Below are 24,543 nucleotides of genomic sequence, written 5' to 3'. Positions count from 1 at the left end.
GAATTTACAATTTAGTGTCCCATTCGTCTAGAGGTCTAGGACACCGCCCTTTCACGGCGGTAACAGGGGTTCGAACCCCCTATGGGACGCCACTTCCTTTCTTTTTACTCATTATCTAATTTTTTACCTCAGTTGAAGGTAATATTGCTTCCTTTGGACTAAACTAGCTAAAGTTATACCTTGTTTGGTTTGGAGTAATCTCGTTTTATTCCAAGTAAAGGTTGTTTCACATAGGATGTGGTTGTCTTCATTGTATGATCCGACTTCTGCTATTTTTACTGTTGTTAACGTTTTCTCGGATAGGCTTATCTGAGGTGATCGTCAATTCGAGCGTATCGCTTGAGCATGTTAGTCGGCAGTACCTTCTTTCTATTTTCTCAATGCAAACCCGTGTTTGGCCCGATGGCCAATCTGTTCGGGTCTACATTCTTCCTCCTCATCAATCAGAACACCAAGCGTTTGTTAAGACAGAGTTAAAAGTCTTTCCCTATCGATTAGTAAAAATTTGGGATAGAGCTGTTTTCTCTGGTGCGGGACAATCACCGATGGTTGTTGGGTCTTATCAAGAGATGCTGGACAAAGTATCTAGTCATAAAGGAGCCATAGGATATATGTCCACGGGTATGGAGGTAGGCAGCGATGCTAAAAAATTACAGGTTGATTAAATGGCTTGGCTTATTTCTTTTTAGTCTTCCGTGGATGCATGCTACTGCTGATGAGATCAACTGGGAGGTAAATGGCTTCGTTACTCAAGGGTTTGCCCTGAGCGATGATAATAATTTCTATGGTGATAGTGAGTCAGGTAGCTTCGATTTTAGGGAGCTAGGGCTGAGCACGTCAGCGCGGTTAAGTGAGCGTTTACTAGTATCGGGCCAGTTAGTTTCTCGAAAAGCCGGTAAGGTAGATGACGGTGATCTGAGTGTCGATTATGCCTTGGTGGATTATCGCTTTTTAGAACAACAGTGGGGGAATGCAGGGGTACAGTTGGGGCGTATTAAAAATCCTTTTGGTTTTTATAATTCGACCCGCGATGTGGCCTTTACTCGGCCGTCTATTATGCTACCGCAATCTATCTATTTTGACCGCGCGCGAAACTTAGAGCTTTCATCCGATGGTTTTGTTCTTTATGGAACAAAAATGTTCTCATCAGGGCGGATTAAATCAGAGTTGTTTGCGGGGGCTCCGCGTAAGGATGCCAACGTTGAATATGCTTATCTGAACGCTGATTGGCCCGGCTCGTTTGAAGACAGTGAAGGTTACCTGTGGCGTAATGAATATAGCTCTAACGATTATAGTTTTATTGCGGCGATTACCTACGGCAATTTTAAATTAGACTTTGAACATCCCGGTACCCCTGCACCTGGAGCGCCAGGTGATGGGGTGCTTGATCTCGATATTGCGGCTATCTCACTTCAGTATAACTGGGATCGTTGGAGTTTAACGGGCGAATATTTTAGACAAAATATAGACTGGGGAGACATCGGTGGCATTTTTTCTATTAAGCCTCAGACATCTAGTGAATCGTTCTATGTACAGTTAGAGCATAGGCTAACCTCTGATATATCTATGTTTGTACGGCGCGATATCTTTTATATGGATAAAGATGATAAAGATGGGACCAAAGGGCAGCTGCTTGATGGTCAGCCGCCTTATACTCACTATGCCTTTGATTGGACGGTGGGTGTGGGATGGGAGGCGACTCCTAATTGGTTGCTTCGGGCAGAGTTGCACAAAGTGGAAGGTACCGCGTGGCTAGCAACTCAGGATAACCCCGTTGGCGTTGAGAAAGAAAAAAACTGGAATATGTTCTTACTGCAAGCAACTTATAGGTTTTAATCTATATGCCTTACTCAAATGTTGACCCTCGTACGTTTTTGAGTTTGCGTTGGAAGGTCTTTATCTACTTGGTGTTCGCGCTGGCGATGGTGCACCTTATTTATGGTTATTACTCCTACCACAGCTTAAAGCAGGACAGCGCAGAGGAGCGTTTAGAATTAGCGGAACGTGATTTCAGCGTGCTGGAAGGCTTAGTCGCCACCTCTTATGACCGTCTCCTCGAATTGTCTGAAATAATCCCCTTGGTTGTTGATCACAACGCTAAAGGCGCAGCGACGCCGAGTGCCTATATTGATGCGTTAGAGACCTTGTTTCCCAGTCTTGCTATAAACGGCTCAATGGATGCGATCTATTTTTATGATGGAGCGGGTGAGCTAACGACGGAGCAGGGTATTGTTGTTGATTTTCCCTCGTCGGTCATTACAACGGTGATTGAAGAGGAGGAACCGGTTAAGTTCTTCCACTGTTTTGGCCAATGTTTACGTTTTGTCGCGATGCCAGTCACGCTTGTGGGCAATAAAACTGGTGTGGTGGTGGTGGGTCGCGAGATGCGTGACATTATTCTGGAATTTAATCACCAAACAGGGCGCGACATTGGACTTGCGTTGCAACCGTCCGGTAGTGCAGCTGCGGCCCGTTTGTGGACATTAGAGTTAAAGTATTTAACGAAAAAAGCTGAAAATACCGCACTTTTAAACCGCCTTGTGAGTGAGCAGAGTATCTCTTTAGGCGGTGGGGCATATGAAGTCAATGTAGAAGGGCGTCGTTATCAGGTTATTTTAAAACCGCCAGAAGGGGCTGCGTCAGGCCGAGCCTTTTGGATTTTAATTGAGGATCATACTCGCTCCTATATTGATGCGAGGGATGATTTGATTCAGCGTTTGTTGGTATCGGGTGCCGGTCTGTTTTTAGCCGCCCTGTTTTTGTTGACGGTTTTGCGCTCACCGTTGAGCGCACTTGCTAGAATATCTGCTCTGCTGCCTCTACTTGCCAAAAGCGCCTACGAAGAGATTCGTTTAGGCATACATTCTATTAAACGCAGCAATCTGTTTGAAGATGAACTTGACCTGCTCAAGCACAGTACCCTAGACCTTACGGAACAGCTTGAGCGGTTAGAGCAATCCTTACTTGAGCGTGCCCTGCATCTGTCTGAGCGGTCGGATCAGCTTGAAGCAGAACGTGATTTTGTGACGAGCCTATTAGATACCGCTGAAACGATCATTATGACGTTAGACCATAACGGCAATATAGTGACGCTTAATCGCTTTGGTTTAGAGGCCCTTGGGCTTAGCGCGGATGAAGTAAAACTACTCAGTTTCTTTGATCTCAGCCATGACAAAGTAGGGTTGGACGAACATCAAAGGTTGATGCAGCGTTTGTTTAATAAGCAAGAAACTAAGGTACAAGTTGAAACGGCCATTAGATCTAAAAATGGTCAGATGTTGCAGGTTTCATGGTTACATTCAGTGTTAAATATTCCAGATTCAGAGGCGCAGGTTTTATCGATAGGCCTTGATTTTACCGAACGTCAGCAAGCCGAAAAACAACTGGTTTGGATTGCTAACCATGATCCACTTACGGCACTGCCTAACCGGTTAATGTTTAATGATGAAGTGGCGCGAGCACTTAAACAGCACTCAGGTAACAAGGACATTATCGCTGTACTGTTTTGTGACCTTGATTCTTTTAAAGATGTTAATGACTCCTTAGGTCACCCTGTAGGTGATGAGTTGCTTCAGCAAGCGGCTGAACGTATCCAAAGCGTCATCTGTCATGATGGCCTTTTAGCGCGTTTAGGCGGAGATGAGTTTACCGTACTGTTAGAGTCCCGTTCCTCTATTCAAGAGATCGAGGATGTGGCTACACAGCTGTTAAAAGCGTTTAGGGAATCTTTCTTTATTGATGGGTATGAGATATTTAGCACGTTGAGCATAGGTATCGCTATGTACCCTGAAAATGCTACAGACGTCACAACCTTGGTGCAGTATGCCGATGTGGCGATGTTTGATGCGAAGGAGCGAGGTAAAAACCAGTTACGTTTCTATCATGATGAGCGGGGCAGTGAGCGTTATGAACGTTTCTCCTTAGTGAATGACCTTAGACGGGCGTTGGAGCATGATGAACTCAAAGTGTATTTTCAACCTCAAATTGATACGCGCTCCGGTAGCGTGATGGGGGCTGAGGCACTTTTACGCTGGCAGCATAAAGAGTTAGGTATGATCTCGCCTGCTAAGTTTATTCCTTTGGCAGAGGAGCAAGGGCTGATTATTCCTATTGGCGAATGGGTATTACGCGAAGCCTGTAAGCAAGGAAAAATATTACATGATCAGGGCTTTTATGTCCGTATGGGCGTGAATGTGGCGGGTCAGCAGATCATGCATGAAAGTTTATTGTCCAGCGTGCAGCGGGTGATTAGCGAAACCGGTATAGATCCGAAGCTGGTGGATTTGGAGGTAACGGAGAGCTTTTTACTACGCCAGCCTGAGATCACGATTCCTAAGCTTCACACATTCCGTCAAATGGGCATGTCGCTTTCGATGGATGATTTTGGCACCGGTTACTCATCCCTGAGTTACTTAAAGAAACTGCCTTTGAATACACTCAAAATTGATCAGAGCTTTGTATGTGATATCGGGAACGACCCAGAAGGGGAGGCGATTGTTAAGGCCATTATTGTGTTGGCTAAAAGTTTAGGGTTAGGCGTGTTGGCTGAAGGGGTCGAAACCACTGAACAGTTGGCTTATTTACGTGCGCACGGTTGCCATCTTATTCAGGGTTATTATTTTAGCCGTCCACTGCCTGTGGAAGCGTTTGTTGATTTTGTTGCTAATCAGGCAGTGGATATCAGTGCAGACTAAATAGCGTGCAGGCGTGAGTCTTAGTGCTGCTCAAATACCTTTGCCCGCTGGTTTAGGTAGTCGAACGTTTCACCGCTTTCTTCTGCGCTGAAACGCATCTCGTCTAATTGTTGGAATCGTTCGATCTCTTCATCGGCCATATTATGCAGGCAGCTGCCGCCAAAAAACCATAGCAGGTCTCTAGCAATTAAGTGAGCAAGGGCAGGGTACATTCTAAACGCACGTTCTATTACATGTTCTCCGGTGGTATAAATCTCTTCGCTACCGGCCTCGAATGCTTCGATCAGTTCTTTAAGGCTAAGGATAAAGGCTTCATCTTCATGGGTGATCTCCTCATGGGTGAAGGGCTCGCACTTGATCAAATTGTTATATGCAATTTTCAGGAAATTAAGGTGATGAATTTGGTAAGATGTCATTTCGAGCTCCAATATCATGATGGCGCTTATTTTATAAGGTGAAACACAAGCTAGCTAGGTGGATATGAACAAATAGTTCATTGAATGCTTAGCTGAGTCACTTAAAATGTGCGGCGACTTTTAGTTGATAGGTGAGCTGGGCATTTTAGCGCCAGACTCTCTATCAAGCGGTTGTAGTCGAAAACGTATGTTTACAAACTTGAAATCACCCCCTTATTTAAGTCGGGATAGCTAGATGACATTAGCGTTAACAGTTGAAAATTTACATAAAGTGTATGGCAACGGTTTTGAGGCCTTAAAAGAGATCTCTTTTGAGGTTAAGCAGGGCGACTTTTTTGCTTTGCTTGGTCCTAATGGCGCCGGTAAGTCGACCACGTTAGGTATCGTCTCTTCATTAGTGAATAAAACCTCCGGTAAGGTCTCTATTTTTGGTGTAGATATTGATAAAGATTTAATCGGTGCAAAGTTAAACTTAGGCGTGGTGCCACAAGAGTTTAATTTTAATATGTTCGAAAATGTTAAAGACATATTAGTGACGCAAGCGGGCTACTATGGCATCGAGCGCAAAAGAGCGTCAGAGCGTGCTGATTACTACATGAAAAAATTAGGGCTATGGGAAAAGCGCCACGGGGCTGCCCGTATGTTGTCCGGTGGTATGAAGCGTCGCCTTATGATTGCTCGCGCTTTAATGCACGATCCTAAATTACTGATTTTAGATGAACCTACAGCGGGTGTTGATATTGAGTTACGCCGCTCTATGTGGGAGTTTCTGCGAGAACTCAATGCCGCAGGGACGACCATCATTTTAACGACACACTACCTTGAAGAAGCTGAAAGTTTATGCCGCAATATCGCTATTATTGATCGCGGTAAAATTATTAAAAATACCAGTATGAACGCGTTGCTGCAGCAGCTCACCACTGAGACCTTTATTTTAGATATCGAAGATGCGTTGACTCAGGCGCCGCACTTGGAAGGTTATGGGGTGCGTTTAATTGCAGAGAATGTTTTAGAGGTCGATGTGGAAAAAGAGCAGGGCTTAAATGGTCTGTTTGAACTTTTACAGGATAACAATATCTTAGTTCGAAGCATGCGCAACAAATCAAACAGGCTAGAGGAGTTATTTGTGTCTCTTGTTGATAAAACTCTTAATCAGGATAATGCATGAACAGCCACGATCTTTTCATCGCTTTTTGGACCATTTTACGCCGTGAAATACGTCGCTTTACGCGCATTTGGGCGCAAACCTTGCTACCCCCCGCAATAACAATGACGCTGTATTTTATTATTTTTGGTAACCTGATCGGTAGCCGTATCGGTGAAATGGGCGGTTTTGATTATATGGAATATATTGTTCCAGGTTTAATCATGATGTCGGTTATCACTAACTCGTATAGTAATGTGGTGTCCTCATTTTATAGCACTAAGTTTCAGCGCAGTATTGAAGAGTTGCTGGTCTCACCTGTACCCAATTGGATCATTTTAAGTGGGTTTGTGTTGGGGGGAGTTGCCCGCGGCTTAGGTGTGGGACTGATTGTCACACTGCTATCGCTGTTCTTTACTGACCTGCAAGTGCAGCATTTATTCGTTACCGTAGCGATTGTGTTTTTAACAGCGGTTCTTTTTGCGTTGGGCGGCTTTATTAATGCGGTCTTTGCTAATTCGTTCGACGATATCAGTATTATCCCTACCTTTGTGTTAACGCCACTGACATATCTAGGCGGTGTTTTTTACTCGATTCAGTTGTTGCCAGAGTTTTGGCAGGGTGTATCGCAGTTGAACCCGATTCTTTATATGGTGAATACCTTCCGTTACGGTATCTTAGGGGTGAGTGATATCAATGTAGGGTTCGCCTTTATGATGATCCTACTGTTTATTGGTGGGCTCTTCTCTTATGCGCTTTATCTGCTTAAACATGGCAAAGGAATTCGTAGTTAATGGACACAAACGACGTAGTAACACAGTCACCGCTGGGTAAAGACACAGAGTATATTAATAGTTACGATCCATCGTTACTCTACCCTATCGCGCGTGATACTAATTGGCAGGCCCAAGGGATTGATCGTGAAACGTTGCCTTTTAAAGGGGTTGATATTTGGAATGCGTATGAGCTTTCTTGGATAAACCATCGGGGCAAACCTGAGGTGCGCCTTGCTGAGTTTCGTGTGTTTGCTGATAGCAAAAATATTATAGAGTCTAAGTCATTTAAGCTTTATCTAAACTCCTTTAATTTAAGTAAGTTTGCGTCTCAAAAAGAGGTCGAAGCGTTACTGATTAAAGATCTATCTGAGGCCGCAGAAGGGCGTGTTACCGTCAGGATCTATCACCCAGATCAAGCCCCTGAATTTGGTCAATTTACAGGTTTCTGTATTGATAATCAGGACGTTGATATTACGGCCTATACCCCCGCGCCTGATTTACTGTTTACCGGTGAAGATGAGGTCGAAGAGGTGCTTTATAGCCATCTATTAAAGTCTAATTGTCCGGTTACAGGGCAACCCGATTGGGCGACGTTAGGGATTAGCTATAGCGGCAAGGAGATCGATCGAGAGGGGTTACTTAAATATATAATCTCTTACCGTGAACACGGTGATTTCCATGAGCAGTGTGTAGAAAATATCTTTATGCATATCTGGGAGCGTTGTAAGCCCGATAGCTTAAATGTTTATGCGCGTTATGTGCGTCGTGGTGGGTTAGATATTAATCCGTTCCGTAGTAGTGAGATGGACGATATTGATAATCTTCGTCTTAGTCGACAGTAGGGGAGAGAATTTATGGATGCGCTAGAACTGCTGCATCATCGTGTATCTTGTCCTGCACTCATGGAGCCGGGGCCGACAAGTGAACAGTTACAGAATATCTATCAAGCGGCCCTAAGGGCGCCGGATCATGGTGCCATTAGGCCGTGGCGATTTCTAACCGTATCGGGTGCGTCCCGTGAGCGTTTAGGCGAGTTGTTTCTAAAGGCCGCCTTAACTGATAATCCCGAGCTTGCACCGGAGCGGCAAGAGAAAACACGTAATATGCCGCTACGTGCACCGACGCTGATCGTTGTGATTGCCGCGGTGTGTGACCATCCTAAAGTGCCACCTTTAGAGCAAGAGATCTCTGCAGGGTGCGCCGCGCAAAATATTATTTTAGCGGCACATGCCCAGGGTCTAGGTGCTATGTGGCGCACAGGTGATATGGCCTATCATCCGGTTGTAAAGTCAGGTCTCGGTGTCGAAGCGACAGAAACCATTATTGGTTACATCTACTTAGGTAGCGCTAAAAAATTACGCACTGCCCCTCAGCATGAGCACGAGGCTTATGTTACTGAGTGGTAAGGTGAGATGGAGAGGGTAAGCAATTTTGATCGACTATAATCGAATTGCAGATGCGTTCCTTGTTCGCTTAAAAGGCGAAATCCCATTGGTTAACCATTTGGGGTTATCCCCGTTACAATGGGATGGTCAAACGCTGGCAATGACAGCAGCACTGGCGCCTAATGTGAATGATAAAGGCACAGGGTTTGGGGGTTCATTGGCGACAATTGCTACGTTATGTGGTTGGAGTATTGTCATGCTCTACCTCAGGGCTAAAGGGCGCGATGATGATGTGGTCATTCGGGATAGCCATTTAGAATACTTTCTACCGGTTACCTCGGACTTTACCGCTAAAACATCGTTACCTGAACCTGCGCTATTAACGGCGTTTTACCAGAAAATGTTAGAAAAAGGTCGGGCTAGAATCGATCTTGTTATCGAAATAAAACAGGGTGATAAGGTCGCTATGCGCTTGACGGGTAGCTATGTAGCGTTAGAAAAACAGCGTTAATACTTATTATGTTTGATCTAGATGCCGACTCAGCTGCGCTTATGGGTTAGGCCCCCGCTTATCTATTGTGTTTCTACTGATTGGGTAACAGCATGCTCTATCGATTTTCCTTACAAGGTGTTAAATGCGCAGGTTGCGTACGTTCGTTGGAGAAGGGCTTAGCCTCGAACGCCATTATCGATGACTTTTCAGTTAATTTTGCTGATCGAAGTTTGAGTGTGTCCTCCTCCGGTACTGTTGCACAAGTGATTGCTGTCGTTGAGGCGGCGGGTTATGGGGCGATTGAAATCACAGACAGTGCGGGCTTAGCACAGGTACAACGTGCAGAGCAGCAGCATTATCAAAAAACATTGAGCCGTAGTCTTTTAGCCTTGGGCTTGGGTGCGGTTTTGATGCTTCAGATGTGGCTCGGTTGGATGCCGAGTATTAATCATATCAATGGTATTCTGGTCGGGGCTATTACGGGCCTGTTAACACTTCTTATTATGTACATCTGTGCGCGTCACATCTATCAAGGCGCTTGGCGTTCTGCGCGTAAATTAAACTTTAATATGGATAGCTTAATTGCCCTCGGGACGGGGGCTGCTTGGATCTACTCTACGGGCATTCTAGTGGTCTCATCTGCGGGTGTTACCCTACCAGAACCGGCAACACATCTGTATTACGAAGCGTCCGTGATGATCCTTGGCTTTATCTTGTTAGGGCAGGCCTTAGAGGCGAAAGCGAGAAAGAAAACCGGTGATGCCGTGCGTAGTTTAATGCAACTACAGCCGAGCACTGCGCTGCGGGTACGGGGTAGCGAAGAGAAAGAGGTCGCCATTGAATTACTGTCGTTACAGGATTTCGTCCGTGTGCGTCCCGGTGAAAGTATTCCTGTTGATGGCGCTGTGGTCTCTGGTGAAACCTATATTGATGAGTCTATGCTGACGGGGGAGTCTGAGCCTGTGCATAAGGTACAAGGCGATAACCTTGTTGGGGGTACGCTCAACGGTTCGGGTAGTCTATTAATGCGGGTAGAGCAGATCGGCTCCCAAACGGTACTTGCGCAAATTATTGAATCGGTTCGGGAGGCGCAAAATTGTAAGCCTGAACTGGGAAAACTCGCCGATAAAATAGCATCATTTTTTGTGCCTTTGGTGATGTTCTTTTCAGCCTTAACGGGCCTTATCTGGTTTAACTTAGGCCCCGAACCGCAGCTCACCTATGCGGTAATCACGATGATGACGGTATTAATTATTGCCTGCCCCTGTGCATTAGGGTTGGCCACTCCGATGTCGGTGATGGTGGCTGTAGGACGCGCAGCCAGTGAAGGCATATTGATTCGCAATGCCGATGCCTTACAAGTGGCCGAACGGGTCACAACGGTTGTGTTTGATAAAACAGGTACAGTGACGGAAGGTAAGCCCGCGGTGACTAATCAGGTCTATGTGTGCGGCCGTGACAGTATCGGGTACGTGACCCAAGCGGTGTTAACGATACAATCTCGCTCGGAACACCCGCTGGCATCAGCGCTATGCGCCAGCATGCTAGCCGAAGGTGTAAATAAAGATGACAAAGTAGCGGTCGATGCCTTTGAAAGCATGTCTGGGCTAGGTGTGTCAGCCACTGTGGCGGGGGCAGACTGGCTTATCGGGAATGCGGCATTGATGGCTGAGCATGGCGTTGATTGTGACGCGGTATTACCTCAAGCCAAGCAGTGGGCGTCAGAGGCTCGCTCTTTAGTGTATATCGCGCGTGCTAAACAGGTTGTGGCGCTATTTGCGATTGCTGATCGGGTAAAAAGTGATTCAAAATCTGCAATCGAGACCTTAAAAAAGGCGGGACTGGAGATTATTTTGTTGTCTGGAGATAACCAGCTTACCGCCGAAGCGATTGCCCGTGAGGTGGGCATTGAGCGGGTGATTGCGGATGTTAAACCTGAACAGAAGCAGAAAGTGATTCAAGATCTACAAGCGCAGGGTGATGTGGTCGCAATGGTGGGTGATGGTATCAACGATGCCCCAGCGTTAGCTCAGGCGGACTTAGGTTATGCGATTGGAACGGGATCGGATATTGCAATTGCCAGTGCGGATGTCACCCTTATCTCTGGATCGATTACGCGTGTGTCTAAAGCGATGGCGATCTCGAAAGCGACAGTCAAAAATATTAAGCAAAACCTGTTTGGTGCGTTTATCTACAATGCGGTTGCGATTCCTGTTGCGGCCGGCGTACTCTTTCCCTTTATCGGGGTTCTCCTCAACCCAGCGATCGCGGGTGCCGTTATGGCAATGTCGTCTATTACGGTTGTAAGTAACGCTAATCGGCTTAGATGGCTGAGAATTGATCGTTAATAGGGTGAGCCTTACCTCATCGATAATCTTAGGTAAGGCTCATGCAGGGGGCGCTTTATTCGCTTACACGTACGACTTTTTCTATAATGATCGGTGATTTTGGTACGTCCCTATGACCACCTTTTTCAGCTCTAGGTACACGGCTTATTTCTACCGCTAATTCCATACCATCAGTGACACGGCCAAAGACGGCGTAGCCAAAACGGTTACCGCGTGCATCTAAGTTTCTATTATTAACGGTATTGATAAAAAATTGCGATGTGGCGCTGTGTGGATAATTTGTCCGTGCCATAGCAATAGTGCCTTCGGTATTGCTTAGGCCGTTTTGCGACTCATTTTTTATCGCCTCTAAGGTATCTTTCTTTTTCATATCTGCGGTAAACCCACCGCCTTGAATCATAAACCCTGCGATTACACGGTGAAAAATGGTGCCCTCGTAGTAGCCACTGTCTACATACTTAAGGAAATTAGCGACCGTTTCCGGAGACTCATTAGGGAATAGCTCAAGGGTGATGTTGCCTAAATTCGTTTGCAGCGTCACTTTAGGGTTAGCCTCTTCGGCAAAGGCCGTTGAGGTGAGTAAAACAGGTAAAAGGATAGTTAATAGAATCTTTTTAAACATGAGAGGTCCGTTAGTTTTTATTTAAGACGTATAGGCACTAAATTTACCGTTTATTCTTGTGTCTGGGTAGGTAAATTTTGCGTCAGTGATTCGGGTCTTATGCCCGTGTAGACGGTAAGGTTTTGTTGTCATATCTGTTTTTTGGGTGCTAAGGGATAGGTGCTGGGTTACTGTAGATATTTATTATCAATGTTATTTAGTTCGATCTTGTTACTATGGTTGTGTGCTTTATTTTACGGACGTAGTGGAGGGCTTAGTTTAAGGTGGCTGATGTGAGGAGGTGGCCACGTTTATATGCTCGTATTGTGATTTTTAAGGGCAGGTACAGGCATTTGATCTAGAATTAAGTGCAGAGGTTGTAAAGGAAGCAAGACGAAAGGACTTCTTTGATAATTAAAACTATAAAATTCTGAGTATCTTGTGGTGTTCATCTCTTACGTAGCTTGAGTATGTCCTGCAGTACGCAGTAGTAGAACTGGAGTCGATTGAATAATGGTGAATCTGACGTTAAAGCAGAAAGTGCTTTTGTTAACACTCATACCGCTCATTGCTATTTTGGGTATTGTTATGTTTGTTGCGAATATGCAATTAAGAGTGGTGGGTGAGCATCAAATTGAAGCGTTTCGTGCGGAACTGCTAGAGAGTAAACATAATGAGGTAAAAAGTTATGTTGAGCTTGCGCTTTCTTCAATAGAGCATATTTATGATCATTCGTATGCGGGTGATCAAGCAGGACAAGAGAAAGCACTAGAAATTTTGACCGAGTTAAGTTACGGCAAAGGGGGGGACGGTTATATATTTGTTTATCAATATGATGGTACGAACTTAGCCACGCGGCCTAAACCTGAGCTGAAAGGTAAAAACTTAATCGACCTTAAAGATAAAGATGGCGTTTTGATTGTTAAAGACCTGATTGATCATGCGAAAGGTGATGGTGGTTTTGTTCGCTATATGTGGGTTCAGCCTTCTCAAAATAAGGACGCCCCTAAGTTGAGTTATGCAGAGGGCTTAGATAAATGGCAGTGGATGGTTGGCACTGGGTTCTATATTGATGATATTGATAATCAGATATTGGCGGCTAACAAAAAACTAGAAGATGAAATTGACCATACTTTGATGGTGTTTGCGTTGGTAGGCGGAGGCTTTTTGGTTGTGTTTGGTCTATTGGCCGTTATGTTTGCGAATGGGATTGCTAACCCTTTGGCGAAAGCGGCCGCAGCCCTAACTGAGATTGCAGAAGGAGGGGGTGATTTAAGTAAGCGGCTGGATACTACAGCTAAAGGTGAGGTCGCTGATGTTGCGTATGGCTTTAATACCTTTGCGGCTAAAATTCAAACCTTAGTGAGTGAAGTTAAAAGTGTGATTGATGAGCTGTCCCGCACCTCTCAGCGTATGACCGGTGTTGTTGATGAGACCCGGACCGAAGTGAATGATCAGCGCCGAGAAACAGAACAAGTGGCGGCCGCTATTCATGAAATGGCAGCGGCGGTACAAGAGGTGTCGACGAATGCAACCAATGCGTCCCACTCAGCTCAGGTAGCGGATGAGTCAGCGCAGGGGGGGCAGCAAGAGGTTAATGAGACCATCGCGTCCATTGAGTTGTTACAAGGCAGTGTTAATGCCGCATCTGATGTTATCGCACAACTTGATCGTGATTCTGAACATATCGGTACTGTGATTAATGTGATTAAAGAAATAGCAGATCAAACGAATCTGTTAGCCTTAAACGCAGCGATTGAAGCGGCGCGAGCGGGAGAGCAAGGGCGAGGTTTCTCGGTGGTTGCCGATGAAGTACGTACATTGGCGACACGGACTCAGCAGAGTACGGATGAGATACAGTCGATGATCGAAAAATTACAGGCGGGCGCACGTAAAGCGGTCCATGAGATGGAGAAAAGTCGCGTTCAGACAGAGAAAACTGTCGAGAAGGCGGGCCATACCGGCTCAAAACTGGATCATATTACCGCCTCTGTTGGGGATATTAGTGCAATGAGCACGCAGATCGCGACGGCGACAGAAGAGCAAACGGCGGTGGCGGATGAGCTCAGTCGTAGTATCCAGCACATTGCTGATATCTCAGAAAGAGCCAGTGGCACAGCCGATCAGTTGGCCGCTACCACAAGCGAGGTATCCCAGTTGGAGATGCGTTTAAGCACTTTGGTTAATCAATATAAAGTGTAGGCGGGATTAACGCATGGGGAAGATACCAACGGCCTTATCAGGCTTTTAAGTACAAGATAAGCCCCGTTTAGGCTGTTCTTTTTAAGGGGAATTGCCTAAGCCAACGCCGCTGTTGGACCGGTTCTAACAGCGGCTTTTTTGTGCGTTTTAGCTTGAGCAATTGCTTGATTATTACTTAGACGGTGCGGCCAATGCTAAGGGGTTATAGTGAAGGCAGTTTCGCCCTTTCTGTTTAGATTCATAGAGTGCGGTGTCTGCCGCTTCAATAATTGCAGCGTAATCATGCTCAATGGACGTTACATTTTCAGGGTTAAGCGTACTGTATCCAATCGATACAGTAACGGCTTGGTAGGTGGCGTCGGGTGCGTGAGTTAGGTTCAGTTGCTCTATCGTTGTCAGCAGCTTATATAAAAGCTTTCGTGCACCATTGGTACCTGTGTGGGGAAGGATAAAGGCAAACTCCTCCCCTCCATACCTTGCGGCCATATCCGTTGGGCGTTTAACGCTTTCACCTAACACCGTAGCGATACTTTTTAAACACTCATCCCCAGCAATGTGGCCAAAATGGTCGTTGTATTTTTTAAACTCGTCAATATCGATCAAGGCGACGGTTAGCGGGTCTTGTACTCTTAGCGCACGTTTAAATTCGATGACGATCTGCTTATCAAATGCACGCCGGTTGGCAAGGTTTGTCAGACTATCGGTGTGGGCTTGCGTATCGAGCAATTGAATGGCTCGGTGATAAGCTAAATGGGTTTTGACTCGCGCAGACACTACTCTTGGATTGAGTGGTTTAAGAATATAGTCGGCAGCACCGACATCAAATACTTTTTCTTCAAAACCCGCCTCAATGTTGCTGGTAATAAAGAGGATGGGGATCTCCGCCGTTTCTGGGTTCTGCTTTAGGCGTGCGCAGATATCTAAGCCATTGATGTCAGGCAACCCCATGTCCAATAAAATCAGGTTGGGTGGAGTTTCATTGATCATTATTAAGGCTTGTTCAGCATTCAGTGCAAAACGGATCCGCCCAAATTCTTCTAGGGTTTTCTTTAATGCGATGACGACCGTGCTGTCATCATCAACAATTAATATATCAGGACATTCAGTGTATGCACTTAGCATAGTTTATCGCGTTCCACGTGTTTGGATAAGAGATTCAAGCAAGGTGATAGCGTGTTTATAATTGAGCTGTGTCAGGCTCTCTTGCAGCTGTATAAAGCGTTCATCACCTAGTGCTTCACGAATTGATGCACTGTGTGTGTCTATTTTATCTAAGGCGTTTAGATCTTGCTCTGCTAGTAGCCTTAAAATATGTTGTACGGTTTCTTGCTTGAGAGGGGGAGCATCGGTTTTTATGGCCGAAGCGTCAAGCTTTTCTTTCCGCCATTGCGCTACTGCTTCGGCACTGTCTGTTTTTAAGTTGAGTAGTGCGTCCGCAAGCTTTGTTAATAAATCATTTGCCGGTTCATCTTCTGTTCGTAACGCTGTTTCTACTTTGGCTGAAAGTTGGTGTACCTCCTCGGCTCCGACCATGCCTGACGCACTTCTTAGTTTATGCACTTGAGAGGCGACCTTAAGGCGTACATCACTGGATTGGTGTGCGTCTAGATCTGCTTTAGGTGGTTTGGTTAGGTTGTTATGCTCGGTTAGCAACGTATCTAATGTGGTGAAAAACAGTTGCCTATCATTGAGTAATAGGTTTTTCGCTTTATCAATATTCAGTCCGGCAATAACGGGCCATGCATGATCGTTTTCAGCTGTAAACTCATCGATCGGATGCACCCTTATTGTTGTACCTCGATAGGCGGCTATTAAGGTGCGTAAAACATTAATGAGTTTTGTGGGATCGATCGGTTTAGTCAGAAAGTCATTCATACCGGCTTGCAGTGCTCGATTTTTTTCTTCTAATAACGCGCCAGCCGTCAATGCGATGATCGGTAAGGCGTTTAGACCTAAATCCTGACGTGCTTGCTGTGTCGTTTCAAGGCCGTCGATGCCGGGCATTTGGATATCCATCAATACGGCGTCATAGTCTTTAGCGGAGGTTTTTAATAGGCTTAGCGCCTCTTCTCCATTGTGTGCGGTTTGTACTAGGGCGCCGTTGTGCTCCAATATATGACTAACCACCACGAGGTTCGTCTCACTATCATCGACGACGAGTATATGTGTACCGCCTAACCATTTAGCGTTTACGGCTTCGATACTCGAAGAGTCAAATACACGCTCCATGTTGCCAGTATGCTCTATCACAACATCATTTACGGCATTGAATAAGGTGGATGCATTGACTGGTTTGAGTAAGAAGTTGTGTATCACATTGTCTACATCGAGGGGTGTAATACTGTCTTTATCGTGCGCAGATACCATCAGTACAGCGGGAGTCTTATCGTCTCCAATTTGATTCGCTAATGTACTAATCGCACTAATGCCATCCATGATAGGCATCTGCCAGTCGGTAATGATCACATCAGGTGGTCGCAGCTGACTCTCTTTACGTTTTAGGTAGGTTTCAACAAGCTCGGTGCCATCCTTTACTATTTTAGTACGCCAGCCGAGCGCGTGTGCCATGCCCTGTAGTTGTTTAGCATCGGCAGGGTCATCTTCGGCAATGAGGACAAAAAGTGTTTGGCTTTGGTTTTCCTGTAAAGCGGTTTCTTCGGGGGTTTGGACATTAAAGGGCAGGTCTACCCAGAATGTACTGCCCACATGCTCGGTGCTTTCGACACCCACCGTTCCCCCCATTAAGTGAGCGAGCTGATGCACAATAGATAAGCCTAAGCCTGTGCCGCCAAATTGACGAGTCGTGCTTGAGTCCGCTTGAGTGAACGGGGTAAACAGGTGTGCATGTTTGTCTTGTGGAATACCTATTCCCGTATCAGTGACTCTGAAGCGAACGTTCGTAACATCTTTTAGCAATGTTCCTTCTGTTTCGGTGTTTACGTCAGCGGAAATAGAGATGTGGCCCGTTGTTGTAAACTTGAGTGCATTGCTGAGTAGGTTAACTAAAATTTGACGTAGCCTTAGGCTGTCTGTCACCACCCAATCGGGCAGGTCAGGGGAAAGTTCTATATTGAAGGCTAAGCCTTTGGCGTCAGCCTGTAGTACGAATACGCTAGAGATCTCTTCAATCAACGCTCGCAGTTCGGTTGGATGTGTATCTAGCTCCATCGAATTTGCTTCTATTTTTGATAAGTCCAACACGTCATTAACAATACCCAGTAATGATTTTCCAGACACTTGGACCTTTGAAACTAACTGGTGTTGCGCGTCTGTCAATTGGTCTTCGGCTAATAGGTAGCTAAGCCCGATAATGGCATTGAGTGGTGTACGAATTTCATGACTGATGTTGGCTAAAAACGCACTTTTAGCATCGGTTGCCATTTCTGCATGGCGTAACGCGGTACGTAGCTTTTGCTCATTCGCCAGCCTTTCAGTGATATCACGTACGGAGGCCGATATCAGTACTTTTTCATCCAGTTGCATGGCGCTTAAGCTGACTTCTATTGGGAACTCTTTTCCATCCGATGTCAGGGCAAAGAGCTCTTCATTATTACCAATACAGATGGCTTTAGATTGTTGTAGGTTATCCATTATTTGGGCTTTATAGGTGTCGCTAAAGCTATTCGGTAATAATTTTTCTATTGATTGCCCTTCCAATTCAAGCGGTGAGTAGCCAAACATTTTAACGGCTTGGGCATTGACCAGCTGAATGATGCAAGCCTCATTCATCACAAAGGTGGCATCGGGGGCTGATTCTAAGAGCGCCTTGAATCTCGCCGTTTCTTTCTGTCGTTGAGCCTCTACCTGTGCGTTCCATATATCTTTTTGACGCATTTTTTCCGTCAACCATATCCAATATTGGATAATGACACTGACCAATACGGCGATTAGAAGAAGAGTAATAACGCCGCCAAATTGCCAAGCGATACTGTTGAAGATTGAGTGGAGGGGCTTTGTGCTGTAAATATTCAAAACACGGTGATTCGGACTATCACTAAGCATTAATTGACTGTGCTCGCCTAACACATCGCCTATCGCCCCTTGCCAGGTCTCTAAGTTCAACCGGTCTAAGCCATAATCAGACGCTGAGGGGGTAAATTCGTCTTGCCAGCGATGAGAGAAACCATGTTCAAAGGTAAATGATTTTGATGCGTTTGGGTGATATAAAAACTCGCCCTGTGTATTGGTAATATAGGCCTCTGTTTCGGCGGGAAGGTTGCTGGCAGCCATTTTTAGTAGGTGGTCAGCGGTGACATTGATAATGAAAATGCCAAGAATGCTACCATCCGCATGGAATAAGGGGGTAGAAAAACGCCAAACCGGCTGTTCAGGTTGTTCTATTTTTCCATGTTCACGATTGAGATTGATGTCTGAGTTGTAGACGTTATTCGCCCCTACTTGCAGGGTTTTTTCTATATATGGCTCATTTATCTTCGATTGAAGTAATGCCTGATCGAGCACGATAAGTTCATCGTTAAGGCGTTGAACTTTGACACTTTCTTGCCAATCATCCGTCGCTTTAATAAAACGTACTTGAAAGACATCTTTTTTGGACAGCATATAGGCTTTAAAGGTTTCTTCTAGCTGCTCGTGCCAGCGTTGTATAGCTGCATTAAACTCTTCTGGGCTGGTAATGTTTGTATGGAGGGTTTTCAATATTTCCGTTGCGGGAGTGTTAGCAAGAAAGAGAACATCACGGCGATATTGGCTTACTTCTTTAGTCAGGTATGAAAGGGCCGATTCATTTGCTTGTAAAAGGTCATTACGTGCTTCTTGAAGCTGGTTTTGTACAATTAATCCGCCTGAGACTATGCCTATCAGCGCAATGGTAAATAAGATGAATGGGTAGGAGCGCTTAAAACGATCGATTTTAAAAAAAGCACGTACGCTCTGAAGGTCAACACGGTATGTTGTATTTTTATCATCTTCTGCTGCTGAGTCAGTGCGCAGTACATTGATCACAACTAAGACGCAGAAGGTTAAGCTTAAACCTAGGATGATTATCCAGCCTAGATTCCATGGCTGTATTCGGCTCGCTTCCTCAGCAGAGGGGGTTAGCTGTAATTTCCATTCCTGACCATACAAATAGATGGTTTGAGTGACGCTATGTTTACGTTGGTTTGGCGGTGTTTCTTGATCATGTGAACGATAAAAAGGTTCACTTTCTTTAAGATTGGTTAGTGTTATAAAGGCTTGGTCTGTTAAGTCGTGAAGGTTCGCGAGTACATCATCAATCACTAAGGGGGCATAGACCCAGCCAGCGACGAGCTTTTCTCGGGCATCTGAGGTGTTTTGAGGTGTATTGTTAGCGTAAACAGGGAGCAAGATAAGTGCGCCCTGACGGCTTTTTTTATTGGCTTGAACCAAGGTGATAGGCGCAGTTAAGTAGGTTTTATCATCTCTAGCCGCTGAGATGGCGGCGGTACGTCGGTTTTCTTCCGAGCCTATATCTAGGCCCATGGCTTTTGCATTCTTGTCGATGGGGTAGATGTATTCTATGACAAAGCGATCACGGTCATGGGGTGTCAATGTGCGGATCGTAAAGTTAGGGGCGCCATCTTTGCGTGCTTGAGCAAGAAACTGAGCTTCCTGATCAACCGGCACACGCCTTATAAAACCAAACCCTAGGGCAGCGGAGAACTCGTGTGCTAAGTCACGACTATTGATGTAGTTCTCAAACTGTTGTCGCGTGATGCTGTTTACGCCAGCGGTGACTATCGCGCCTCGTGTGCTGCGTAATCCGTATTCGAAGTGCTCAAAGCGCTGTTCTATCAGGTTTTCTGTTTTAGTCGCAAGATCGTGCGAATATGCATTTAAGCGGTATTCATTTTCATAGTTGAGGGCAAGGGTTACCACTACGGTCAGCAATAGGCCAACTAATAATGGAAGCCAGCAGCTAATGAAATCAATTTTGGCTATCTTTTTTAAACTCATAGGGGGTAGTTTTCTTTTATCTCATTAGCCGGAATGGGGCGTGAAAAGTAATAGCCTTGCAGCAGAGATACACCAAGGCCTTGTAGTTGCTGTACTTGATCGAGTGATTCAATACCTTCGGCCACCGATTTTAATTTCATGCTTTGTGCTAATGTGGTGATTGTCTTAACGAGTATGGCATCAGGTTTTTGGGTATTCAGTTGGGCGATAAAGGATTTATCAATTTTTAAAGCGTCGACAGGCAGGTCCTTTAGATAACCTAGGCAGGAAAATCCGGTGCCAAAGTCATCTATGGAGATCGAGATGCCCAGCGCTCTAAGCTGTTGCATATCGCGGGTGACTTGCTCTAAATTTTGCAGCATTAGGCTTTCTGTTACTTCTAACTCAACCAGTGCCGGGTTTACCTTATACTGGTCAATGGCATCCAGTAAAAAGGGCATAAAATGCGGGTCCAGGAACTGGACTGGAGACACATTAAGGCACATTCGAATATGACGCCCGCGGTCGCTCCAGTGTTTCAACTCGGTAAAGGCGAGTTGTATCATTCTCTCTCCCAGAGGAATAATTAAACGTGTTTCTTCAGCCAGCGGGATGAACTCAATGGGAGGAATGAGGCTCCCGTCTTCGTCCTTGATGCGCATTAATGCTTCAACGGCCTCTAAGTCACCGGTATTCGGGTTGATCATGGGTTGGTATAGCGCAACGATATTTTGATTAGCAATAGCCGATGTTAGTTGCGTATAGCGCTGACGCCTTGATAGAAAATGCAGCTCCATCTCTTCTGAATAAAAACAAAGGCCCTCATGACTTGAGTCCGTTTTTGCTCTAAGTAAAGCCGCATCCGCGTGCAGCATGAGAGACTGAGCGTCGAGTGAATCATTGGGGTAAACGCTGAGTCCCATACTCATCGAGAAGTTATGAATTTCAGGCCAAAGCGCGGTAAGTTGCATGACCTGTTCTTTAATAGTAACCGCTAAATTGGCTAAATCGCTCGGGTGCTCTAAATCTGGCACCAGCAACATGAACTCATCTGCATTATGTCGGCTCAATGTTTCATTATTCGGTAACTGAGCTTTGATACGTTGGGCTATTTTTTTAAGTAGGGCGTCACCAAACTCGAACCCAAACTCTTCGTTGATCAGCTTAAAACGATCAATGTTGAATAAGATTAAACCCAAGTGTGTGCTGTTCTTTTGGCTGCGTGCCATTTCTGCATTAAGGCGCTCCATCAGTAAAAATCGATTTGGAAGGCTCGTTAATTGATCATATTGAAGGGTGTGCGACATTTTAAGTGCCATCGCACGGGACTCATTTATATCATCAAAGACGATGACCGCCCCGGTTACCTGGCCACTTTCTGAAATAAGAGGTGCGGCGCTATCTTCGACCGCAATCCAACGGCCATTTTGTTTCATCATCTGGCAATTCAGCGCCATACCCGCCACTCTATTTTCTTTTATACAAATACGCATCGGGTTGATATGTATGGGACCGTCATCACCTATTCTTAATGGCATTATCTCTTCAATAGGGCGTCCCTGGGCATCATGTAGTGTAATCCCCGTCATTAACTCTGCCGTTGGGTTCATAAACGTTACATTGCAATCTTGATCGGTTGTAATCACCGCATCCCCGATTGAGTTGAGTGTGACTTGAGCATGTCGATAAACCTCAAGTAATTCTCGTTCTTTGTTGCGTAACGTTAAATGTGTATTTACACGGGCGGCGACAATGTTGGGTTGTAATGGCTTAGCGATAAAGTCGACGGCGCCTTCTTCTAAGCAGCGTAGCTGATCTTCTGCGGAGTCATGGGAGGTGATAAATATGATCGGGATATCGCAGGTTTTTGGATGCTCTTTTAATTGCGCTAGAACTTGATGGCCATTCAAATCCGGCATCTCTATGTCTAACAAGATAATATCGGCACGCGTTTTTATCGCTTGCTCGACAGCGGAACAACCCTTTTGCTCAAAGAAAACCTGACCGATGTTCTTTAGCACGTTATTCAAGAGTGTAATTTGATTTGCATCATCGTCAACTAATAGAATTCTAGACTGTGTGTTTGTGCGTGAAAACATGAACTCTCCGTGTTAACTGGCAGTGATCACTATTGTGCTTTTTTTGTGGCGTACAAAATGCACCTATTACGTTTTTTATTTTTATTTTTATTTATGTTTAAGGTAAGAATAGGCTAAGCGGTCAAAGAAAACAAAGTGAGTATCACTTAATAAACGCTATCTTAACAATAAGTATTTCATTCTTTATGCAGCCTTAACCTCCGCTTTGTGTGGACGTAGCACCTGAGCGTTTTAGTTAAGAAAAAGAGGCGCTTCTATGATGGCTCGAAAAACATGAGTGGCGGTTGGCTATGGCGTTTTGACGCTTTCACTATGGGGGTATAGGAAGAGGGTTGTTACTGTGTTTTTTTTGTCATATTGCGTGGTTCCTGATACTAAGGAATAGACAATAGGGGGCTGATAGTTAGCCCCCTTGTCTCTTACGCATTAGGTCGTGCTAAGGCGTGCTACGATTGCTCAGTAAAGCATTGTGCTCTGGCTGATTTTTGGCCGCGTAGGTGGGGGCTAAACAGGTAACTTCACCTTTTAAGAGGTAGTTATTATCTTTGGGTAGAAAACTCGCATCGATACCTTGTTTATCGGTGTTTTCCCGTTGCTCTACCGGTAAAAGATTATGTTCATAGGCGCCACCTTTGCAGAGTTCTCGTGCTTTGTGGTGCCACATGGCGTTGACATCGCTTAAGCTGCTTTTCTCATTACCGTAGTATTGAATTGAAAAGCGATCAGGCGTGATCGTTGCAAATTTATACCCTGATAGACCATCAAATAAGTGGTAACTGCTATCACAACCATTTAATAAACAGCTTCCTAATATGAGTAGGATACCTTTGTTGAGTGTCAGCATGTGCGTGCTCCCTAAATTGACCTTTAATAAGTTCTCTTTTGCATTACAGATATAAAGTAGATCTTGGTAATTAGGATAAATCAGGTTGATTTTTGGTTACAGATCTAGAATTATGTATATTGTTCATATACAGATTGGCTTTTTTTCAACTGTTATGTACAAATTTTATAAATCTGTATTATTTAGTTAAGGTGTCATGGTGTTTTTTTATGAAACTGTATGAACGATTGCTAGAAGAGCTGAGTGTGCGTATTGAGCAGGGCTATTACCCTGTTGGCAGCAAGATGCCGTCGATTCGTACGTTGAGTAAAGAGCGCGGTGTGAGCATTTCAACGGTACAGGAAGCCTATCAGCGGTTAGAAGAGCGAGGGCTGGTTGAGGTTAGGCCTAAATCTGGTTATTACGTACAAGGCCGTTTAGTTGCTCCGACACTGCCTGAGGTTAGCCGACCCGCGCAACGGCCACTTGAGGTCTCCCATTGGGAGCAGGTTTACCATCTTTTAAATACTGAAAAGGGTGAAGGGCATCTGTCATTAGGCACAGCCATGCCTGATATTAGTTCGCCAACCCTTAAGCTATTAAAAAAATCGTTAGCTGATGCGGCCAAGCGAGTGGACGATAGCTTTATTAACTACTGTGACATTCGTGGTTCGGAAAAGCTCAGACGGCAGATCGCCCGTCTTGCGTTAGATTCGGGGTGTAACCTTCATCCAGATGAGATCATTATTACCAGTGGTTGCCAAGAGGCGTTGGTGTGCAGTTTACGGGCGACAACAAATCCAGGGGATGTTGTCGCAACTGACTCCCCTAGTTTTTATGGTTCCACACAAGCGATTAAAGCTTTGGGCTTAAAGGCCTTAGAGATTCCGACCCACCCGGAAACGGGAATAAGTCTTGAAGCGTTGGAGTTAGCCTTAGATCAATGGCCGATTAAAGCGATTCAAGTGACACCTACCTGTAATAACCCGTTGGGATACACGATGCCGGAGGAGCGGCGTAAGGCGCTTTTACGCTTAGCACAGCAGTTTGATGTACCTATTATTGAAGATGATATTTACGGTGATCTTTTTTATAAATCCCCCCGGCCTCGGACGATTAAATCGTTTGATGATGAAGGGCGGGTACTGCTATGTTCCTCGTTCTCTAAGACCCTTGCTTATGGGTTACGTTTGGGATGGGTTGCGCCAGGGCAATGCACTGAGCGGGTACTGCATAAGAAGTTTGTATCGACGGTGAGTAACCCACCTATTCAGCAAGCCGCCGTGGCTGAATTTATCGCGCAAGGGGGTTATGAGCGCCATATGAGAATTATGCGAGCACAGTATCAGCAAGCCCGTGATCTTATGATCGATCTGGTTGAGCGGAATTTTCCGCAGGGGACGCGTATTAGTTATCCTGGGGGCGGCTATCTGTTGTGGATTGAGCTGCCTGTCGAAGTGGATACGATTAAACTGAATAAAGCGTTAGAGAGGCATAATATCAGTATCGCGCCGGGGGTGATCTTTTCTGCATCCGGCAAATATAGAAACTGCATGCGTTTAAGCTTTGCTAAAAAACCGGATGCTGCGGTAAAACAGGCGATAGAACTCATGGCAGCGCAGATTCAGAGCCTCTTAAACGAGGCATGA

At 45.3% G+C, this 24,543-nt stretch carries 17 protein-coding genes and 1 tRNA gene; 12 read left to right on the top strand and 6 right to left on the bottom strand.

Translation table 11 applies throughout. From position 1 onward, the window contains the following. The first annotated feature begins 16 nt into the window (after positions 1–16). The 4 genes from A3773_RS01560 (at position 17) to A3773_RS17670 (ending at position 4,694) form a co-directional block, all read left to right on the top strand. Positions 17–92 (top strand) — tRNA-Glu (locus A3773_RS01560). 162 nt (positions 93–254) lie between these two features. Then, on the top strand, positions 255–665 hold the full coding sequence (locus tag A3773_RS01555) for a hypothetical protein (RefSeq protein ID WP_067982109.1): 411 nt from the start codon (positions 255–257) through the stop codon (positions 663–665). Beyond that, positions 640–1,836, top strand: coding sequence for a porin family protein (locus tag A3773_RS01550; protein WP_067982106.1), 1,197 nt, complete (start codon positions 640–642; stop codon positions 1,834–1,836). The genes A3773_RS01555 and A3773_RS01550 overlap by 26 nt, the downstream gene beginning before the upstream one ends. Positions 1,837–1,841: 5 nt before the next feature. Then, positions 1,842–4,694, top strand: coding sequence for a bifunctional diguanylate cyclase/phosphodiesterase (locus A3773_RS17670; RefSeq protein ID WP_067982104.1), 2,853 nt, complete (start codon positions 1,842–1,844; stop codon positions 4,692–4,694). A 20-nt stretch (positions 4,695–4,714) separates the two neighbouring features. On the opposite strand, the gene A3773_RS01540 is transcribed toward A3773_RS17670, so the two are convergent. Further along, positions 4,715–5,110: a PA2817 family protein gene (locus A3773_RS01540; RefSeq protein WP_067982709.1), complete on the bottom strand. Its 396-nt coding sequence runs from the start codon at positions 5,108–5,110 to the stop codon at positions 4,715–4,717. Positions 5,111–5,345: 235 nt separating this feature from the next. Between A3773_RS01540 and A3773_RS01535 the strand changes: the two genes are divergently transcribed. The 6 genes from A3773_RS01535 (at position 5,346) to A3773_RS01510 (ending at position 11,256) form a co-directional block, all read left to right on the top strand. Further along, the gene (locus tag A3773_RS01535; RefSeq protein ID WP_067982102.1) at positions 5,346–6,278 is read left to right on the top strand and encodes an ABC transporter ATP-binding protein; all 933 of its coding nucleotides are present in this window, start codon (positions 5,346–5,348) and stop codon (positions 6,276–6,278) included. Continuing rightward, positions 6,275–7,048 (top strand): ABC transporter permease, encoded by a 774-nt coding sequence (locus A3773_RS01530; protein ID WP_067982099.1) that lies wholly within the window; start codon positions 6,275–6,277, stop codon positions 7,046–7,048. Before A3773_RS01535 ends, A3773_RS01530 begins: the two co-directional genes overlap by 4 nt. After that, complete coding sequence (gene queF / locus A3773_RS01525) at positions 7,048–7,872, top strand: NADPH-dependent 7-cyano-7-deazaguanine reductase QueF (RefSeq protein ID WP_067982096.1); 825 nt, start codon at positions 7,048–7,050, stop codon at positions 7,870–7,872. The genes A3773_RS01530 and queF overlap by 1 nt, the downstream gene beginning before the upstream one ends. A gap of 12 nt (positions 7,873–7,884) precedes the next feature. Further along, positions 7,885–8,436, top strand: a complete 552-nt coding sequence (locus tag A3773_RS01520) for a nitroreductase family protein (protein ID WP_067982093.1) — start codon at positions 7,885–7,887, stop codon at positions 8,434–8,436. A gap of 25 nt (positions 8,437–8,461) precedes the next feature. Further along, on the top strand, positions 8,462–8,926 hold the full coding sequence (locus A3773_RS01515; protein ID WP_067982090.1) for a YiiD C-terminal domain-containing protein: 465 nt from the start codon (positions 8,462–8,464) through the stop codon (positions 8,924–8,926). 92 nt (positions 8,927–9,018) lie between these two features. After that, positions 9,019–11,256 carry a heavy metal translocating P-type ATPase gene (locus A3773_RS01510; protein ID WP_067982087.1) on the top strand — a complete coding sequence of 746 codons (2,238 nt, stop codon included), beginning with the start codon at positions 9,019–9,021 and terminating at the stop codon, positions 11,254–11,256. A gap of 55 nt (positions 11,257–11,311) precedes the next feature. On the opposite strand, the gene A3773_RS01505 is transcribed toward A3773_RS01510, so the two are convergent. After that, positions 11,312–11,878, bottom strand: coding sequence for a peptidylprolyl isomerase (locus A3773_RS01505; RefSeq protein ID WP_067982085.1), 567 nt, complete (start codon positions 11,876–11,878; stop codon positions 11,312–11,314). 492 nt (positions 11,879–12,370) lie between these two features. Here A3773_RS01505 and A3773_RS01500 point away from each other — a divergent pair, with 492 nt between their 5' ends. Further along, a complete protein-coding gene (locus tag A3773_RS01500) occupies positions 12,371–14,059 on the top strand; it encodes a methyl-accepting chemotaxis protein (protein ID WP_067982082.1) in 1,689 nt (562 codons plus the stop codon). Positions 14,060–14,230: 171 nt separating this feature from the next. Here the strand turns inward: A3773_RS01500 and A3773_RS01495 are convergent, their stop codons facing one another. From A3773_RS01495 to A3773_RS01480, 4 genes are all read right to left on the bottom strand, one after another. Further along, positions 14,231–15,181 (bottom strand): diguanylate cyclase domain-containing protein, encoded by a 951-nt coding sequence (locus A3773_RS01495; RefSeq protein WP_067982080.1) that lies wholly within the window; start codon positions 15,179–15,181, stop codon positions 14,231–14,233. Between the two features lie 3 nt (positions 15,182–15,184). Next, on the bottom strand, positions 15,185–19,993 hold the full coding sequence (locus A3773_RS01490) for a CHASE domain-containing protein (protein WP_067982077.1): 4,809 nt from the start codon (positions 19,991–19,993) through the stop codon (positions 15,185–15,187). Continuing rightward, entirely contained in the window at positions 19,990–22,071 is a 2,082-nt protein-coding gene (locus A3773_RS01485) for a two-component system response regulator (RefSeq protein ID WP_067982074.1), read from the bottom strand. The genes A3773_RS01490 and A3773_RS01485 overlap by 4 nt, the downstream gene beginning before the upstream one ends. Positions 22,072–22,507: 436 nt before the next feature. Then, positions 22,508–22,915, bottom strand: coding sequence for a hypothetical protein (locus tag A3773_RS01480; protein WP_067982069.1), 408 nt, complete (start codon positions 22,913–22,915; stop codon positions 22,508–22,510). Between the two features lie 209 nt (positions 22,916–23,124). On the opposite strand from A3773_RS01480, the gene A3773_RS01475 reads away from it, so the two are divergent. Beyond that, positions 23,125–24,543, top strand: coding sequence for an aminotransferase-like domain-containing protein (locus tag A3773_RS01475; protein WP_067982066.1), 1,419 nt, complete (start codon positions 23,125–23,127; stop codon positions 24,541–24,543).

It is taken from the genome of Neptuniibacter pectenicola, assembly GCF_001597735.1.
Classification (GTDB): Bacteria; Pseudomonadota; Gammaproteobacteria; order Pseudomonadales; family Balneatricaceae; genus Neptuniibacter; species Neptuniibacter pectenicola.
The sequence above is the reverse complement of the archived record's forward strand: the minus strand, read 5'-3'. Positions and strand labels throughout refer to the sequence as shown.

Bases quoted from the DNA above. Each gene is read 5' to 3' on its own strand.
- queF (WP_067982096.1), top strand. From the start codon at position 7,048: ATGGACACAAACGACGTAGTAACACAGTCACCGCTGGGTAAAGACACA.
- A3773_RS17670 (WP_067982104.1), top strand. From the start codon at position 1,842: ATGCCTTACTCAAATGTTGACCCTCGTACGTTTTTGAGTTTGCGTTGG.
- A3773_RS01485 (WP_067982074.1), bottom strand. From the start codon at position 22,071: ATGTTTTCACGCACAAACACACAGTCTAGAATTCTATTAGTTGACGAT.
- A3773_RS01490 (WP_067982077.1), bottom strand. From the start codon at position 19,993: ATGAGTTTAAAAAAGATAGCCAAAATTGATTTCATTAGCTGCTGGCTT.
- A3773_RS01500 (WP_067982082.1), top strand. From the start codon at position 12,371: ATGGTGAATCTGACGTTAAAGCAGAAAGTGCTTTTGTTAACACTCATA.
- A3773_RS01495 (WP_067982080.1), bottom strand. From the start codon at position 15,181: ATGCTAAGTGCATACACTGAATGTCCTGATATATTAATTGTTGATGAT.
- A3773_RS01535 (WP_067982102.1), top strand. From the start codon at position 5,346: ATGACATTAGCGTTAACAGTTGAAAATTTACATAAAGTGTATGGCAAC.
- A3773_RS01475 (WP_067982066.1), top strand. From the start codon at position 23,125: ATGAAACTGTATGAACGATTGCTAGAAGAGCTGAGTGTGCGTATTGAG.
- A3773_RS01505 (WP_067982085.1), bottom strand. From the start codon at position 11,878: ATGTTTAAAAAGATTCTATTAACTATCCTTTTACCTGTTTTACTCACC.
- A3773_RS01550 (WP_067982106.1), top strand. From the start codon at position 640: ATGCTAAAAAATTACAGGTTGATTAAATGGCTTGGCTTATTTCTTTTT.
- A3773_RS01510 (WP_067982087.1), top strand. From the start codon at position 9,019: ATGCTCTATCGATTTTCCTTACAAGGTGTTAAATGCGCAGGTTGCGTA.
- A3773_RS01555 (WP_067982109.1), top strand. From the start codon at position 255: ATGATCCGACTTCTGCTATTTTTACTGTTGTTAACGTTTTCTCGGATA.
- A3773_RS01520 (WP_067982093.1), top strand. From the start codon at position 7,885: ATGGATGCGCTAGAACTGCTGCATCATCGTGTATCTTGTCCTGCACTC.
- A3773_RS01540 (WP_067982709.1), bottom strand. From the start codon at position 5,110: ATGACATCTTACCAAATTCATCACCTTAATTTCCTGAAAATTGCATAT.
- A3773_RS01530 (WP_067982099.1), top strand. From the start codon at position 6,275: ATGAACAGCCACGATCTTTTCATCGCTTTTTGGACCATTTTACGCCGT.
- A3773_RS01480 (WP_067982069.1), bottom strand. From the start codon at position 22,915: ATGCTGACACTCAACAAAGGTATCCTACTCATATTAGGAAGCTGTTTA.